The 14,131-nt window shown below is 50.0% G+C and carries 13 protein-coding genes and 1 riboswitch; of the genes, 5 read left to right on the forward strand and 8 right to left on the reverse strand.

Translation table 11 applies throughout. The features are described from left to right. Window positions 1–19 precede the first annotated feature (19 nt). Window positions 20–739 (reverse strand): urea amidolyase associated protein UAAP1, encoded by a 720-nt coding sequence (locus ACXAGL_RS06675; protein WP_474990503.1) that lies wholly within the window; start codon window positions 737–739, stop codon window positions 20–22. Between the two features lie 54 nt (window positions 740–793). Next, window positions 794–896, reverse strand: a riboswitch (guanidine-I (ykkC/yxkD leader). A gap of 344 nt (window positions 897–1,240) precedes the next feature. Between ACXAGL_RS06675 and ACXAGL_RS06680 the strand changes: the two genes are divergently transcribed. The 3 genes from ACXAGL_RS06680 (at window position 1,241) to ACXAGL_RS06690 (ending at window position 3,243) form a co-directional block, all read left to right on the forward strand. Next, window positions 1,241–2,608, forward strand: coding sequence for an APC family permease (locus tag ACXAGL_RS06680; RefSeq protein ID WP_474990505.1), 1,368 nt, complete (start codon window positions 1,241–1,243; stop codon window positions 2,606–2,608). Between the two features lie 153 nt (window positions 2,609–2,761). Continuing rightward, on the forward strand, window positions 2,762–2,932 hold the full coding sequence (locus ACXAGL_RS06685) for a hypothetical protein (RefSeq protein WP_156896506.1): 171 nt from the start codon (window positions 2,762–2,764) through the stop codon (window positions 2,930–2,932). A gap of 20 nt (window positions 2,933–2,952) precedes the next feature. After that, entirely contained in the window at window positions 2,953–3,243 is a 291-nt protein-coding gene (locus ACXAGL_RS06690) for a hypothetical protein (RefSeq protein ID WP_474990508.1), read from the forward strand. Window positions 3,244–3,294: 51 nt separating this feature from the next. Here ACXAGL_RS06690 and ACXAGL_RS06695 read toward each other — a convergent pair whose 3' ends face one another. The 5 genes from ACXAGL_RS06695 to ACXAGL_RS06715 all read right to left on the reverse strand — a co-directional run bounded on the left by ACXAGL_RS06695 (window position 3,295) and on the right by ACXAGL_RS06715 (window position 9,089). Continuing rightward, a complete protein-coding gene (locus ACXAGL_RS06695; protein ID WP_474990510.1) occupies window positions 3,295–4,119 on the reverse strand; it encodes a PP2C family serine/threonine-protein phosphatase in 825 nt (274 codons plus the stop codon). 18 nt (window positions 4,120–4,137) lie between these two features. Beyond that, window positions 4,138–5,844, reverse strand: coding sequence for an ABC transporter permease (locus ACXAGL_RS06700; RefSeq protein ID WP_474990512.1), 1,707 nt, complete (start codon window positions 5,842–5,844; stop codon window positions 4,138–4,140). After that, on the reverse strand, window positions 5,828–6,877 hold the full coding sequence (locus ACXAGL_RS06705) for an ABC transporter ATP-binding protein (RefSeq protein WP_474990514.1): 1,050 nt from the start codon (window positions 6,875–6,877) through the stop codon (window positions 5,828–5,830). Before ACXAGL_RS06705 ends, ACXAGL_RS06700 begins: the two co-directional genes overlap by 17 nt. Window positions 6,878–6,964: 87 nt before the next feature. Next, window positions 6,965–8,020: an extracellular solute-binding protein gene (locus tag ACXAGL_RS06710; protein ID WP_474990516.1), complete on the reverse strand. Its 1,056-nt coding sequence runs from the start codon at window positions 8,018–8,020 to the stop codon at window positions 6,965–6,967. Between the two features lie 211 nt (window positions 8,021–8,231). Continuing rightward, window positions 8,232–9,089, reverse strand: a complete 858-nt coding sequence (locus tag ACXAGL_RS06715) for a glycerophosphodiester phosphodiesterase family protein (protein WP_474990518.1) — start codon at window positions 9,087–9,089, stop codon at window positions 8,232–8,234. A gap of 136 nt (window positions 9,090–9,225) precedes the next feature. Between ACXAGL_RS06715 and ACXAGL_RS06720 the strand changes: the two genes are divergently transcribed. Next, complete coding sequence (locus ACXAGL_RS06720; RefSeq protein ID WP_474990520.1) at window positions 9,226–11,400, forward strand: extracellular solute-binding protein; 2,175 nt, start codon at window positions 9,226–9,228, stop codon at window positions 11,398–11,400. A 185-nt stretch (window positions 11,401–11,585) separates the two neighbouring features. Further along, window positions 11,586–12,608 carry an alcohol dehydrogenase AdhP gene (gene adhP / locus ACXAGL_RS06725; protein ID WP_474990522.1) on the forward strand — a complete coding sequence of 341 codons (1,023 nt, stop codon included), beginning with the start codon at window positions 11,586–11,588 and terminating at the stop codon, window positions 12,606–12,608. Between the two features lie 42 nt (window positions 12,609–12,650). Here adhP and ACXAGL_RS06730 read toward each other — a convergent pair whose 3' ends face one another. Then, window positions 12,651–13,409: an HAAS domain-containing protein gene (locus tag ACXAGL_RS06730; RefSeq protein ID WP_474990524.1), complete on the reverse strand. Its 759-nt coding sequence runs from the start codon at window positions 13,407–13,409 to the stop codon at window positions 12,651–12,653. Next, entirely contained in the window at window positions 13,406–13,738 is a 333-nt protein-coding gene (locus ACXAGL_RS06735) for a PadR family transcriptional regulator (protein ID WP_206934796.1), read from the reverse strand. Before ACXAGL_RS06735 ends, ACXAGL_RS06730 begins: the two co-directional genes overlap by 4 nt. Between the last annotated feature and the right edge of the window lie 393 nt (window positions 13,739–14,131).

The following is a 14,131-nucleotide window of genomic DNA, read 5'->3' on the forward strand; positions in this document are numbered from 1 at the left end:
AAACTCCTCCTTTATTGGTTTACAGCGTGACAAGAGCTTCGTAGTTCCATGTATTTTCATAGGCCCGTTTATTTTCAGGGCGGTAGGTGACGCAGTAATCATCTTCTTTGACCGGGGCAGCCTTCATGACGTCGATTTCTACGGGAACGGATGGATAAGAAGAACGCGGATCGAGCGGATGCGGCGTATTCGATACGATCAGGATGACATCCATTTCGGTTCTCAGCGTAATTGTATCCCCTTTTTGACTGTGGTTTTCGATGTACTGCATACCGCCGGCCTCATCGACCTGAATCTTGGAAAAGAGGTTGAACACCGGGACCATGTCACGGAATTCCAAGCCGTTTCTCATCAGTTCTATCGAAAAGTTCTCCTCCCCGCTCCGGTGCCAGTCGTTCAAGTTTTCCTGAAAGGAGGTTTTTCCGTATTTGTCATCGGTCTTTCGGCGTGATGTATAGCCGCCGATCGGATCGTGCCAGCCAAGATCGTCTTCCACGATGCCCGCCATCGCCCGGCCATTATCACTCATAAGTACGTTTCCTCTCGTCAGGCGTGACGTGTGCTGGGCCTTAAGCGTATCCGGCATGTTGTAGCTTTCCGATACATCCGCCGCGTTATAGAGGAGACCGGAGACGTTCGCCCCGTCTTCCATCGCCCGGAAGCGGATCGTTTTCCCCTTCGAAATGCGTCCTGACCATTTGGCTCCTGCTTCCAGCGTCAAACTCCACAGCTTCTCCATCATGATTCCTCCTCAAGAATTTGGATAAAAAAATAAAAGCCCGGGAGATTTGTCATCTCCCAGGCTTTTGTCCCTCCGTGTATACAAGGTTTCCCTTGTACCGCCTTCTCTCGGACCAGACCTGACACTCGTCAGCGGAACCCTAGAAGGCTTGCTCCCCCAATCCATGGGGCCGATATGGAATTTTTTGTTGTTGAATGCAGTATAGCGGGCTTTTGAAAAGGGCCGCAACACTTTTGTTAGATTATCTCACACACTTTTTTTAAGCTGATTTTTCCTTTTCTGGATCCGTATATTTTACTGAAAAATTAAACAAAACATAAAACCTCGGCATGACAATCATGTAAGGGGATACAAAACTTGGCCGTTTCAAAAAAGTATGTGAGAAAACCTTACATAATCATTGCATTTTTTAGTTTCCCTTTGAAAAATGAAGGCAGTACGAAGGGTCGAACGCATCATCTAAAAATCCAAGCCTTCTTCCATTTGAAAGGGGTCATTATGAGCACTCAAACCGAACTGAAAAGGACACTGACGTTATGGCAGGTTATCTTTCTCGGCCTTGCCTGGAACACCCCGATGATTTATTTCTCCGTTTTCGGCGTTGCCTATGAAGGGTCGGGCGGCTTCCTGACAGCCGCGTATATTGTAGCTGTCACGGCCGTCTTGTTTACAGGTGCCAGCTACGCGGTGATGGCGAAGAAATATCCCATCTCCGGATCCGCCTACACGTTTGCAAGAAAAGCAATCCACCCGAACGCCGGGTTCATCGTCGGCTGGGTTCTGCTGCTCAACTACTTGTTCGCACCGATCATTGCCTGCATCACATTCGGCATCTTCCTGCATGCTGAATTCCCGGCCGTACCCGCCTACATATGGATGATTGGACTGATCGTCCTGCTTGCCGGCATCGCCATCCGCGGTGTGAATTCCTCAGCCAATATCAGTCGGATGTTCGTCATTCTTCAGATGATCTTTATGGTGATTTTTTGCTCCTACCTGGCTTATGGACTGTTCAGTGACGGTGGCGCTGCCCACCTTGTCTCCACAGCTCCATTTATCGATGTCGATATGTCCCTGCCCGTCGTACTTGCCGGTGCTTCCATCGTCGTCTTTTCCTTCTTAGGATTTGATACCATGACGACCCTTTCGGAAGAAACCATCCAGCCGAAAAAGACGATTCCCAAAGCCATCTTTATCATGATCGCCATTGTCGCCGTCCTTCACGTCGGAACGTCTTATTTCATCCAGACGGCCCTGCCGGAATTGATTTTTTCCGATCCTGATTCTGCGGCCCTCGAACTGATGAGCATGGTCGGCGGCAGTCTGCTGCGCTCCATCTTCATTACAGTGCTGATTGCGGCGATCTTCACTCAGGGCCTTGCCTCCGTGACGAGTGTTTCACGGCTGCTATATGTGATGGGACGCGATTCCATCCTTCCGAAAAAATGGTTCGGATCGCTTCACCCGAGCTTCAAAACACCGGTCCTGAATATCATCGTCGCTTCCGTCGTTTCCCTGCTCGCGATCTTCATCAGCATTGATGATGCCTTACGATTCGTAAACTTCGGAGCGCTCAGCGCCTTCTTCTTCGTCAATGTGTGTGTGATCCGGTTATTCTTCAAAGAAAAGAAAAGCCGCTCCTTTACAGGAACGATGAGGAACCTCGTTTTCCCGCTGATCGGCGCCGGATTCATTGCCTGGCTGCTCGCTCTTCTGGACACCCCGACCATTGCCGGAGGGCTCATGTGGGTCGGTATGGGCGCGGTGTACCTCATCTACTTAACGAACTTCTTCCGCAGGCCGCTTCCGGAAGTAGAAACAGGTGAGAGCGTCGAAGCTCCGCCAGCGACGAAAAAAGCAATCTAATGATAACCCCCGATCCTTTTTTAATTAGGAACGGGGGTTATACTTTTTTGTTTATCTAAATAATCTAAATGGTATTTAATTCCACATCAAGCAACCTATGATACACTAATAATATCCAATCGAAGATGGAACTCAGTCTCTGGAGGACCACTTATGAAAGAAAAATACTTGATACCCATCCTGATCTTTTTCGTCCTGGGTTCCGCTGCAATTAGTCGTATCCATTCGCTCAGCCAAACGTTTAAATCGTTCTTTTACGGTACCGCTTTAGTCGTTCTCCTTGTGATAGGGATGATACGCACCTATCACTATTTCAAATCCTGATGGTAAGGAGTTGATCGTAAATGAAGCTGTTTAGGATCGGTGCAGGCGGGCTCAAAATGGCCATTCTTTATATCGTTCTTACCCTCCTGTCCCCTTTCATCCTCCATCTGACAGGGAGACGAAATGTCCTGTCTGAGCCTGAATGGATGGGCGGAAACCTTTGGTTCATTGAAGTGAGTGAAGATCAAATGTATGCAACAGCAACAGCAACGGGAATTGGCGTTTCCTTTCTTCTTGGAGTAGTTTTGTATACCCTGCTTCACTTTTTCTTTTCCTTTAGAAAAAAGAAGCAGAACGTCATTCCTTCATAAAACAAGAGCACCTGTGTCCATCTACACAGGTGCTCTTTTAGCCAGGAGCGGTCATGACAGCTTCATCCTTACGTACGTCCGGTCATCGTAGGAGATATGTGGGGACTGCACCCCTTTGGTGGATTGGAAAACCCGATGGCACAGCGGATCTTCCTCAAGAGTCTCCGCCAGTCGTTGTTCTGTTTTTTCAAGGTTTGGAAGTAATGAAGGATATCCGTCACTGGCCAGAACCAACTCCTCCACGTCCTCTGCCGGAACAATTTTGATGTCGCTTTTGTTCATCGGAAAGCCGTCGGCAACCGTGTATGCGAGCGGTGATTCCGACGGAAGATTTTGATAGAGGTACTGCTGTTTTTGAAACGGTGCAAGATCACGGGCGCTGAGGTCGCGCTCCACAAGGTCCTCGACTGAATAAGATTGGAGATAGTGGTCCAGAAGCTGGACGCGTATGTCAGCAAGGAGCTGGTCCACCAGTTTTTCATTCGTCTCCACCCGACCGTCCAGCATACACTGACAGTCACCGATCATCCATACTTCCATGTGATGCTTTGAATAAAGAATCAGGTTCGCTCCCATCCGTTTGTGAGGATGGACTGTGACTTCTTCAACAAGCTGGTGCTCAACGTAATAGGCGTTCAAAGCAGCTTCTAATTGCTCCGCCGCTTCTTCCATGGAAACGTCCGCCTGAAAATGCCGGATGGTCTCCACGATCCGCTTCACAGCGATTCTTGCCGGAGAGACGCCCCCGTATAAATCCTTTTCTTTTGGCGTCATCCCATCAATGACGGCGGCAAAGTCATTCGTCACCACATAAGCGTCTTCATTGTTTTCTTCCCTCCCTGTTTTGGACAGGGTCAGTGCTTCTACCATCTCCATGTGCCCACTCTCCTTCTACTACTTGGATTTCCTGCCGTACACAAAGTACAGCGCCACGGATGAAATCACCATCAGAACGACTGAATAGACGAGCATAAGCGCCTTTGCATCCGTGGACGCCTGCGGATCGGTACTGCTTTTGATGACGATGCCTAAAGGTTCAAGCAGCGGCTGGAACAGGAATACCGTCAAATCATAATCCGCCAGCATGTTGTTGAAGTTCAACACCATAACCGCAAGCGTGGACGGAAGGATGACGGGAAGCAGGATTCTACGGAACGTATACATAGAAGAAGCTCCTAAATTTTTCGCTGCTTCTTCCAGGGAATGATCGATGGTGAAAAATGCCGCCTTCAGCATGCGCAGGGTGAACGGAAGCTGGACGATAATATAAGCGACCAGTAGCATCCATACCGATCCGGTCAGCACCTGGTTTCCGAGCAGGCCGTTCGGTTTATCATACGTAAGAATCAGACCGAGCGCAATCAATGTTGATGGCAGCAGCCAGGGAATCATCATCGAATATTCCAACAGCTGGGTGTAGATGTTTTTATGCCGCTGCAGAATCCGGGAAACGAGCAGCGTGATCATCACCACGATGAAAGCGGACGCCGCCGAATACGCGATACTGATGAAGTACGGGCGGAACGCAGAAAAGTCCGTAAACAGCAGCAGATAATTGTCCAAGGTGAAATGGTCGAGAGCCAGTGTCGCATTTTCGATGCTGAACGTATCGGTAAAGGAAAAAATGATGATCAGCACAACAGGCAGCGCATAAATGACGAATAACAGATAGGCGGCGATATGAACAAGCGCATTGGCCCATTTGTTTTCGATCTTCTGCTTTTTGATTGTCGACTTCACCTTCGATACGGAAATGAAATTGCCGTTGTTCTCCATCCGCTGCATGAACATAAGCAGCACCATCGTCGCAATACCAAGAACAATCGAGAGAATGGCCGCGATATCCCGGGAGGTGACGCTTTTGGCAAAGGTCAGGATCATCGGGTTGATTGTCTGAAACTCCTGTCCGCCGACAATCAATGGAGCGGACGTCGCACTCAATCCAATCAGAAAGATGAGGATGGTCACGGCAAATATTGTCGGCTTCAAGACAGGAAGCACCACTCTCCGGATAATATAAAAATCGGAGGCACCCATGCTTTTGGCCGCTTCAATCGTCTGATAATCCACCTTCTTGATCGCGTTCGACAGGAAAATGACGTGGTTGGAGGTAATCGCAAACGTCATGACAAAAAGAACTGCCCCATATCCTGTAAACCATCCTGTATCAAAGCCCGGGAAGATCCCCGCAATCAGATTGGTCAAAAATCCCTGCTCCCCGTAAAGGAATTTATAGCCGGCCACAAGCACCACACCACTGTAGATGAGCGTCGTGTAGTATCCGAGCGAAAGCACCCGGATGCCTTTGATATCAAAGTAATTCATCACAAGGACGAGGAAAATCCCGACGATGTTCACCGTCATGACAAGCGAAACCGCCAACAGGAAGCTGTTGATCAGACTCTGCACGGCCCGGCTGGAGCTCACCAGCTTATTGACCGCCTCCAGGGACAGCGATCCGTCAATGATAAAGGTCGTTTTCAACAGGTTCACATTCGGATAGATCAGAAAAGCGACGATGAACCACGCAAAGAACAAAGCGATGAGCAGGCCGGCGAGTTTGGTTGAAGCCGTCCCCCTCCATTTATTGATCCACTGCATAGCTGTGTCTCTCCCGATAAGTCATCACATCATGAATATCGATATAAATATCCACTTCGTCCCCGATGTTGTGAGGGGCTCTTCCATCTTCCCTCTCAATATTCTTTATAACGGTGCCGTTGACGAGAAACGAGTATTTCGTATACACGCCGTAGAATTCCGCATCCTCCACCCGGCCTGTCAGTTTGAGAACAGACGCTTCCTTTCCGCCTCGCCACTGGCGGGTATGGACCCGTTCCATCCGGACATAGTGACGCTCATGTTCCAGATAACCGCCGCCTATCTGCTCATTCAGCTCTTTGACGACAGGAGTCTCCAGATGGTTGATGTCGCCGATGAAATTGCAGACGAACTCGGTTTCGGAGTGGCTGTAAATTTCCTTGGGTGTTCCGACCTGCTCTACGACACCCTTATTGAAAACGGCAATCCGGTCCGAAAGCGTGAGCGCCTCCTCCTGATCATGCGTCACATAAATGGCGGTGATCCCGAACTGTTTCTGCAGATTTTTCAACTCTCTCCTCAACTGGACACGCAGGCGGGCGTCGAGGTTGGACAAGGGTTCATCCAGCACGAGGATACGGGGCTTAAGGACGAGCGCTCTCGCTATCGCCACCCGCTGCTGCTGCCCACCGGATAGCTCGGACACCTTCTTTTTCAGCTGTTCTTCACTGAGGTCGACCTTGGCCGCCATGTCGCGGACCTCCCGATCGATCTCCTGCTTCGGCACTTTCTTCACCTTCAAGCCAAAGGCGATATTTTCATAGACATCAAGCGTCGGAAACAAGGCATAGCTTTGGAAGACCATGCTGACTTCCCGTTTTTCTACAGGCAGCGATGTAATGTTCTCGCCGTTCAGGAAAATCTCGCCTTGTGACGGATGGACAAAGCCGACGAGACTGCGAAGCGTCGTCGTTTTCCCGCACCCGGACGGACCGAGAAGGGTGAAAAATTCCCCTTCGCGCACGTTCAGGTTCAAATTCTTTACTGCTACGAAATCTCCATAGTTGATCTGCACATTTTTGAATTCAATCACAATCGCTTATCCTCTCTCTATAAAATTCCCTCACTCATGGAAAGAGGAACAGCCCAAGTATTGGACTGTCCCCCATGCTATTCCTTCTTAAGGAAGCAGCTGCAGTTCAACCTTTTCGACCCATTGATCTATGTTTTCTGAAACGAATCCCCAGTCAATATCCTGAACAGTCACGGACTCAGCAAGCTCCTTCGTCGCTTCATCTGCATATTCCAAGGCTCCTTCATTCGCCGGCAGGGTGGAGAATTCCTCCGTCCACTTTCCTTGGACTTCACTGCTGCCGAACCAATCGACGAACGCTTCCGCCGTGTCCTGCTGTTCTGTACCTTCTACAATGGCCACCTGCTCAACGACGTGTGGAACGCCCACTTCCGGCGTGGCATACGCTACATCCACACCGAACTCTTCCTCTTTCGGCACGATGCCGCTCGACCAGATGCCTGAAATCGGTACACTTCCATCAGCGACCTTCGCGAAAAAGTCTTCCCCTTCTGCCGGGTGATAGCCGTTCGTTAAGTATTTTTCAAGCTCGTCCCAGCCTTCCTGGGAAATCCCGTACTCGCCGTTCTCATCCTTATAGCGGTTCAAGATGCCAGCGATGATCGCCCGGCCGGTTCCACCTTCATGGCCGAGGATGGCATACTGTCCGTGGTACTCAACGTTGTTCCAAAGCTCCGGCCAGTCTGCCGGGGCAGAGGAAGCGTTATAGTTCTCCGTATTGTAAATCATAAGAATCGCCTGTTTGACGATGGAATGATAGTAGCCTTCCGGGTCATTGATGTCACCCTGGATCTCTCCAGCCCAGGATGGAACGTACTCAGCAAGCATGTCCTGCTTTTTGAAATTTTCATAGTCCATCGTGGACAACCCGTAAACGACGTCGGCGACCGGGTTGTTCTTTTCTGCGACAAGACGGTTGGCGATATCTCCGCCGCCACCCTCAACGATTTCAATATCAAAGCCCTGTTCAGAAGCCTGTTCCTTCAGCCAGTCGCCACGTCCGTCAGAAGCGGAGTTCGTATAGACCACCAGCGGCTCCTTCGCCGACTCCCCTTCCGCTGCCGATTCCTCTGTTCCTCCACATGCCGCAAGAAGCGTCGTCAAAGCCAAGCCTGTCGTCAACATCATGTTCTTTAATTTCATCTCATCCATCTCCTTAAGTATCCATATGAAATAAAAGCGGTCCTTCCTTGTGTTCGTCCTTCCTCTCATTTTTGGAACGTGTCAATTTTGATTCTAGAACCAAAAACCCCTGCGGTAAATACCAAAAACAACTTCTTTACATACTCTTAGCAATCCATTTACAAACAAAAAAACACCCGCTGCAAAAAATGCAGCGGGTGCCTGGTATGGTTTATCGATTCAATTTTCCATCGATGTACGGAACGAGAAGAGACGGCCAGTCGGTTTGAATCATGTCGACACCCTTATCGATCAGTCTGCCCCAGCCGTGCTCAGGGCCGTGGATCAATGACGTGTTGTCATCCAGACCAGCATACAATATTTTTTCATCATCGAGGGTAATGGCATTCGCCCAGACGAACAAGCCGGCGTCATGCACCCGGCGGATGACAGCATCGTCAAACAGCGGGTGGTCCTCAGAATCTGCAATCAGCTCGATGCCGACAAGGTTGATGCCGGGACTGCTCATGACCAGCTCCAGCTCTTCCACCGTCTGAACAATCGGCATGTACATGTATTTCCGCTCATGGTTCTGCAGCTGCCTGAGATAATCGCGGTGGACAGGACTCTTCAAAATGAGCTGATCCATCATGTCATAGCCATCCAGCAGCGGCAGAAGCTCTGCCCAGTCCTGCCAGGAGCGGTCGATGTTCAGGAGCGTATCCCCTTTCAGAAAGCGCAGGCCGTCATCCAGACTCTCGACCCGATAGCTCACAGGCAGCGAAAGGCTGTTGTAATACGTCATGGCGGCCACCGCCTCCGTCGTCATCTCTCTTATATTCTGATCCACGCCGAAAAGACGCTTTTCCTCACCATCATGGAAAAGATAAAAATTCCCATCAGCTGTCCTGGAGACGTCGATTTCCAACGCGTCACTCCGCAGACGGAGCGCAGCCTGAAAGGCCGGAATTGTATTCTCAATGATGTTTCCTCCAGGCAGACCTCTATGTACCGCTGTAAGCACCTGCTTTTCCTCAAGCTTCCGGCTCAGCAGCCCGTTGATGTGCTGATACTCCTTTTTCCCTGCCACAAAACCCCTCCTCCATCGTCTTACTATTTTCACGGATAAATATATACATGATATTGGAACGTGTCAATACTGGAATCCCATGTTATATTAGAAAAAGATACATACGGATACACCGCAGTAATGGAGGTTTGTAAGAGTGACAACAATTAAAGATATCGCTAAAAAAGCCGGCGTTTCACACGGGACGGTTTCAAACGTATTGAACAAAAGAGGCAATGTGAGTGTAAAAAAAATCAAGATGGTGGAAGAGGCGGCCCACGCCCTCGGTTATAACCTGAACCGAAAAGCCCATACGCTGCGCTCAGGGACGAACCATGCCGTTTCCCTTATCCTGCCGAGCCTCGAGCAGACGGAGTATGTCCAATTTTATGAAGGCGTAAAAAAAGCCTTACGTGAACAGGGCTACTCCGTCCACCTGTATATCACCTATGACCTCCCCCACTATGAGGAAAAGATTCTTGAGGAAATCGCCGCCGAACGGGTGACAGGGGTTCTGGCCGTTTCCTGTCTTGATGATGCCCGTACCTATTATGAAAAACTGCACATTCCGGAAGATCACGTCGTGTTCATCAACCGCCAGGTCCGGAACAGCCGGGCGTCTGTATCGTTCGACTTCACCGAGGCGGGCAGAGATATCGCCGCCTACATTTTAGATCAAGGCTTTGAGTCCGTCGGTCTGTTTACAGGGGAGGAAAAACACTCCAATGAGCGCAGCTTTACAGATGTGCTGGCGAGAGACCTCAGTTTTCTTCCGACCCGTATTGAACGGACAACGTTGCAGCAGGCGCACAGCTCGGCGTTTTCCTTTTTCAAGGACCAGTCCTTCGATGTTCTCGTAACAAGCAGCCCGAACTTTGCCGATCACTTACGGAAGGCGCACACGTTCGGGTCACTACATCCTATGCCCGCGCTGATTACCCTGGACCCGTCCACACGTGGATCGGGGGCGGGTACAGTTTCTTATCTCCAAAACTATCAGCTTCTCGGAAAAAAGACGGCCGGCTGGCTGCTGGATCATGTCCATGATGTGAAGACGATGGAGCCTCACGTGATTCTTTCAAATAAAGGGTTTGTAGATACGGAGGTTACAGCATCTGAAAACGATTCCGATACGATCAAGCTACTCACCCTGCCCAGTCCGACTACAGATGCTCTGCAGAAGATCCTGCCCCATTTCCAGAAGCAGACCGGGATCCGTGTCGAGGTGGATGTCCAGTCGTTCGACCAGATGTACGAGGAGTTAATGTCCAAATCGCAGGAGAGGGATCATGACTTGATCCGTCTCGATATGGCCTGGCTTCCTTGGCTCGGGGAGGAACTGTTCACCCCCCTCCAAGGGCTGGATGGAGAAATCGACGACAGACTCGCGTCACTGCCCAAGTATTTGAAGCGCAACTATTCAGAAGTGAACGGCCAGGCGCTCGTCCTTCCTTTTGATCCAAGTCTGCAGATGCTCTTTTACCGGAAGGATTTATTTGAGGACCCGAAAATCAAGCGGATGTTTTATGAAACGTATAAAAAGCAGCTGACGATTCCGGAAGACTTCGAGTCGATGAATGAGATCGTCCATTTCTTCTCTCGCGCCTCATACAGCGATTCACCGATCGAATACGGGACAGGGATGATCTTAGGAAAGCCTTCAATCATGGCGCTCGATTTCCTCGCCCGCTACTACGAGCGAGGCGGCCGCCTCGTCCAGGAGAATCATTTGATGCTCGATCCAGCTAAAGCAGAAGCGGCGCTGGAGAACTACTTGGAAACGGTGAAAATGGCTAAGCCGTTCCTGAACCAGTGGTGGACCGAGGAGGTAAGCAGCTTCGCCCGCGGCGAGATGGCGATGATCATCGGATTTATCAACCATGCTTCGAAAATTTCCCTGAGTGAAGTCGGTCCGCTGGTCGGTTCCGCCCTCCCGCCAGGAGGCTCTCCGATTTTAGGCGGCGGTGTTATCGGTCTTTCCAAGCAGAGTAGAAAAACCGACGCGGCTCTCACCTTTTTGAAATGGATCCATGAAGATTCCGTCGCCGAACAGATCACGATGCTCGGAGGTACGACAGCAAAGCTTGAAGTGTGCGACAACCAGACCATCCACTCGATGTACCCGTGGCTGTCCAATTCGTATGATACGAAGTTCAAAGGGATCCGGGAAAAGCAGTTCAAAGACGGCTCCTATTTCAATACGAAAGCGGTCGAAGAAATTATCGGGACGTCCCTGCAGCGTTCCCTCAGTCAAAAACACGCGGTTTCCGACATCATTGCGGAAATCAACGCCAAGCTCGAAAACTACGCGGATACTTTTGTCCGATCATAACTGAAGAAAAGAAACGCCCTGCTTTTACACGGAAGCAGGGCGTTTCTGATTGGTTCTCCTCAACGTTCATACTTTGTTCAATATTTCACAAAGTTTCCTTCGTTACTAGTGCTATGATGAATATGTAAGGAAGATCTTCTCCACACACCATTCCATTATTCATTGAATATAAGGGGGAAACGCATATGAAAGCTGTTGTAGTCAATCCACATGCGAAAGCCAACGTTGAGGTTATTGAAAAGGATGTCCGTCCACTGCAATCCGGGGAAGCCCTCGTCGATGTGGAATACTGCGGGGTCTGCCATACGGACCTGCACGTCGCTGCCGGTGATTTCGGTGATGTCGAAGGTCGTGTTCTTGGGCATGAAGGCATCGGCGTTGTTTCACAAATCGCTGATGATGTCACAAGCTTGAAGGTCGGCGACCGAGTGAGCATCGCTTGGATGTTCCATGCCTGCGGGCGCTGCGAATACTGCACGACCGGACGGGAAACGTTCTGCCGGAATGTCCAGAACGCCGGTTACAGCGTCGACGGCGGTATGGCCGAACAGTGCATCGTGACAGCTGATTATGCGGTAAAAGTACCCGACGGACTCGATCCGGCTCAGGCCAGCAGCATCACCTGCGCCGGCGTGACGACGTATAAAGCGATCAAAGTATCTGATGTGAAAGCCGGTCAGTGGATCGCCATCTATGGCTGCGGCGGCTTGGGCAACCTCGCCATCCAGTATGCCAAACACGTCTTCAACGCCAAAGTGATCGCAGTCGATATCAATGACGATAAGCTCGCCCTCGCCAAAGAGATCGGCGCCGACATGACAATCAATCCAACAACGGATGGAGATGCAGAGAAAATCATCCAGGAGCAGCTCGGCGGTGCGCACGCCACTGTCGTTACGGCGGTTTCTAAACAAGCGTTCAACTCTGCTGTCGATGCCGTCCGCGCCTGCGGTAAAGTCGTAGCGGTCGGACTGCCGTCTGAAACGATGGATTTGAACATTCCAAGACTCGTCCTTGATGGCATTGAAGTGATCGGCTCTCTTGTCGGTACGCGTAAGGACTTAGAAGAGGCCTTCCAATTCGGAGCCGAAGGAAAAGTCGTTCCTGTCGTGCAGACACGCCACCTCCACGAAGTTCAGGACGTCTTCGAGGAAATGGAGCAGGGGAAAATCCAAGGCCGTATGGTGATCGATTTCCATCAGCACTAAACATAAAAACCGCCCGCGCCTGCTCCGGCACGGGCGGTTTCTTTATGTCGTCTGCTTTCTTTTTTCCATAAAGGTATGAATCACGATATACAAAAAGATCAGCCCTAAAGGAAGGAACGCTTCAACCATCAGGCTCGTATCAGCCTGGACGCCTGCTGCTTCCAGGAGCAAAGGCGGCACATAGTAGACCAGCGCCACGAAAGCCAAGAAGAAGCTTTTCCACTTCCAAGAGAGCGCCGCAAGGGTCAGAGCGGATAAAACGAGGATGACCTCTTCCGCTGTCGGTCCAGCCGTCCATACAGCCGGTATCGAAAGCGTTTGATCCATGAAAATCAATCCTAAGAACAACAGCATGAACCCGCTGCTGATGACCGCATAGAAGGTGAATTCCTTTTTCTTTGTCGGACGCTTCGAGGATACGTAGCGGAAGGACAAAATAATGGCTCCTAAATAAAGCAGGGCGATGACAGGATAGCCGATCAGTTCGAGAAGCGAATACGACAACTCCCCTTCCAAAGCATCTCCAAGCAGCAGGAAGGCGGCGATACCGAGGATAAACCCCTGGATCCACCCGGCGATCTGTTTCTTATCCAAAGGCATCTCCCCCGCCAGTTCCTTTATATACGTTTCCGGAGACTTTCCAGTAATATGCTCCGTGCTTTTTCCTTCTTGTTCAGCTTCAAGGAGATGATCCTCAAGCTCTTCTGTAATCTCCTCCACCTCGGCTTCATTCCTGCCACTCGTAAGCAGATACAGCCTTAAATGATCGACGAATTCCCGGCTTTCCTCTGATAAAGTCATATACGCTCTTCCCCTTCCAGTAAATTCTCAACGCCACCGGAAATGCTTTTCCACCGGACTTTGAAGGCTTCCAGCTCGTGTCGGCCTTCTTCAGTAATGGCGTAGTATTTCCGCTGCGGGCCGCCGGACGGATGCTTTTTCTTCGTTGTGGTAACCAGCCCTTCTTTTTTCATTCGCAGAAGCAGCGGGTAAATGCTTCCCTCCTTGACCATGGAAAAGCCATAGCCGTTCAGTTTTTCAATCATTTCATAGCCGTAGGTCTCCCCTTTACCGATAATGGCGAGCAGACAGCCTTCAAGAATTCCTTTCAACATTTGGCTCGACGACATCCAGACGTTCCCCTCCATTCTTGCATTGCAAGGTAGTTAGGCAAAAAATAAAAACGTTCTATATTGTTATGCAAGTTAGTTTAAGCTTACAGGTTTAACCCATTTATTTCAAGGATACTTGTAAATATTTCCTATAAATACTTTTGAAGTCTTTTCAGGTACTACTCTAATTATGGAAGGAGTTTCAGAAAGGACATGGGTAACGTGATTCTTCGATTGCTTAGTGTTGCAATAGTGGAAATACCTTTTATCTTGTATTATGACGACCTGCCTGAGGAAGCGATAGCCTTAAACTACTATTTTCTAGGCTTTTGTGCTGTCTATTTGTGCTCCGAAGCCTTTGATCCCTTTGGCAAAAGAACGCACTGGATCCACATCTTTCAGATCAGTGCG

This window comes from Halobacillus sp. ABA4_118 (assembly GCF_056160205.1).

Excerpts from the sequence above, each read along its gene's own strand:
- ACXAGL_RS06675 (WP_474990503.1), bottom strand. The coding sequence starts at position 739 with ATGGAGAAGCTGTGGAGTTTGACGCTGGAAGCAGGAGCCAAATGGTCA.
- ACXAGL_RS06680 (WP_474990505.1), top strand. The coding sequence starts at position 1,241 with ATGAGCACTCAAACCGAACTGAAAAGGACACTGACGTTATGGCAGGTT.
- ACXAGL_RS06685 (WP_156896506.1), top strand. The coding sequence starts at position 2,762 with ATGAAAGAAAAATACTTGATACCCATCCTGATCTTTTTCGTCCTGGGT.
- ACXAGL_RS06690 (WP_474990508.1), top strand. The coding sequence starts at position 2,953 with ATGAAGCTGTTTAGGATCGGTGCAGGCGGGCTCAAAATGGCCATTCTT.
- ACXAGL_RS06695 (WP_474990510.1), bottom strand. The coding sequence starts at position 4,119 with ATGGAGATGGTAGAAGCACTGACCCTGTCCAAAACAGGGAGGGAAGAA.
- ACXAGL_RS06700 (WP_474990512.1), bottom strand. The coding sequence starts at position 5,844 with ATGCAGTGGATCAATAAATGGAGGGGGACGGCTTCAACCAAACTCGCC.
- ACXAGL_RS06710 (WP_474990516.1), bottom strand. The coding sequence starts at position 8,020 with ATGAAATTAAAGAACATGATGTTGACGACAGGCTTGGCTTTGACGACG.
- adhP (WP_474990522.1), top strand. The coding sequence starts at position 11,586 with ATGAAAGCTGTTGTAGTCAATCCACATGCGAAAGCCAACGTTGAGGTT.
- ACXAGL_RS06730 (WP_474990524.1), bottom strand. The coding sequence starts at position 13,409 with ATGACTTTATCAGAGGAAAGCCGGGAATTCGTCGATCATTTAAGGCTG.
- ACXAGL_RS06735 (WP_206934796.1), bottom strand. The coding sequence starts at position 13,738 with ATGTCGTCGAGCCAAATGTTGAAAGGAATTCTTGAAGGCTGTCTGCTC.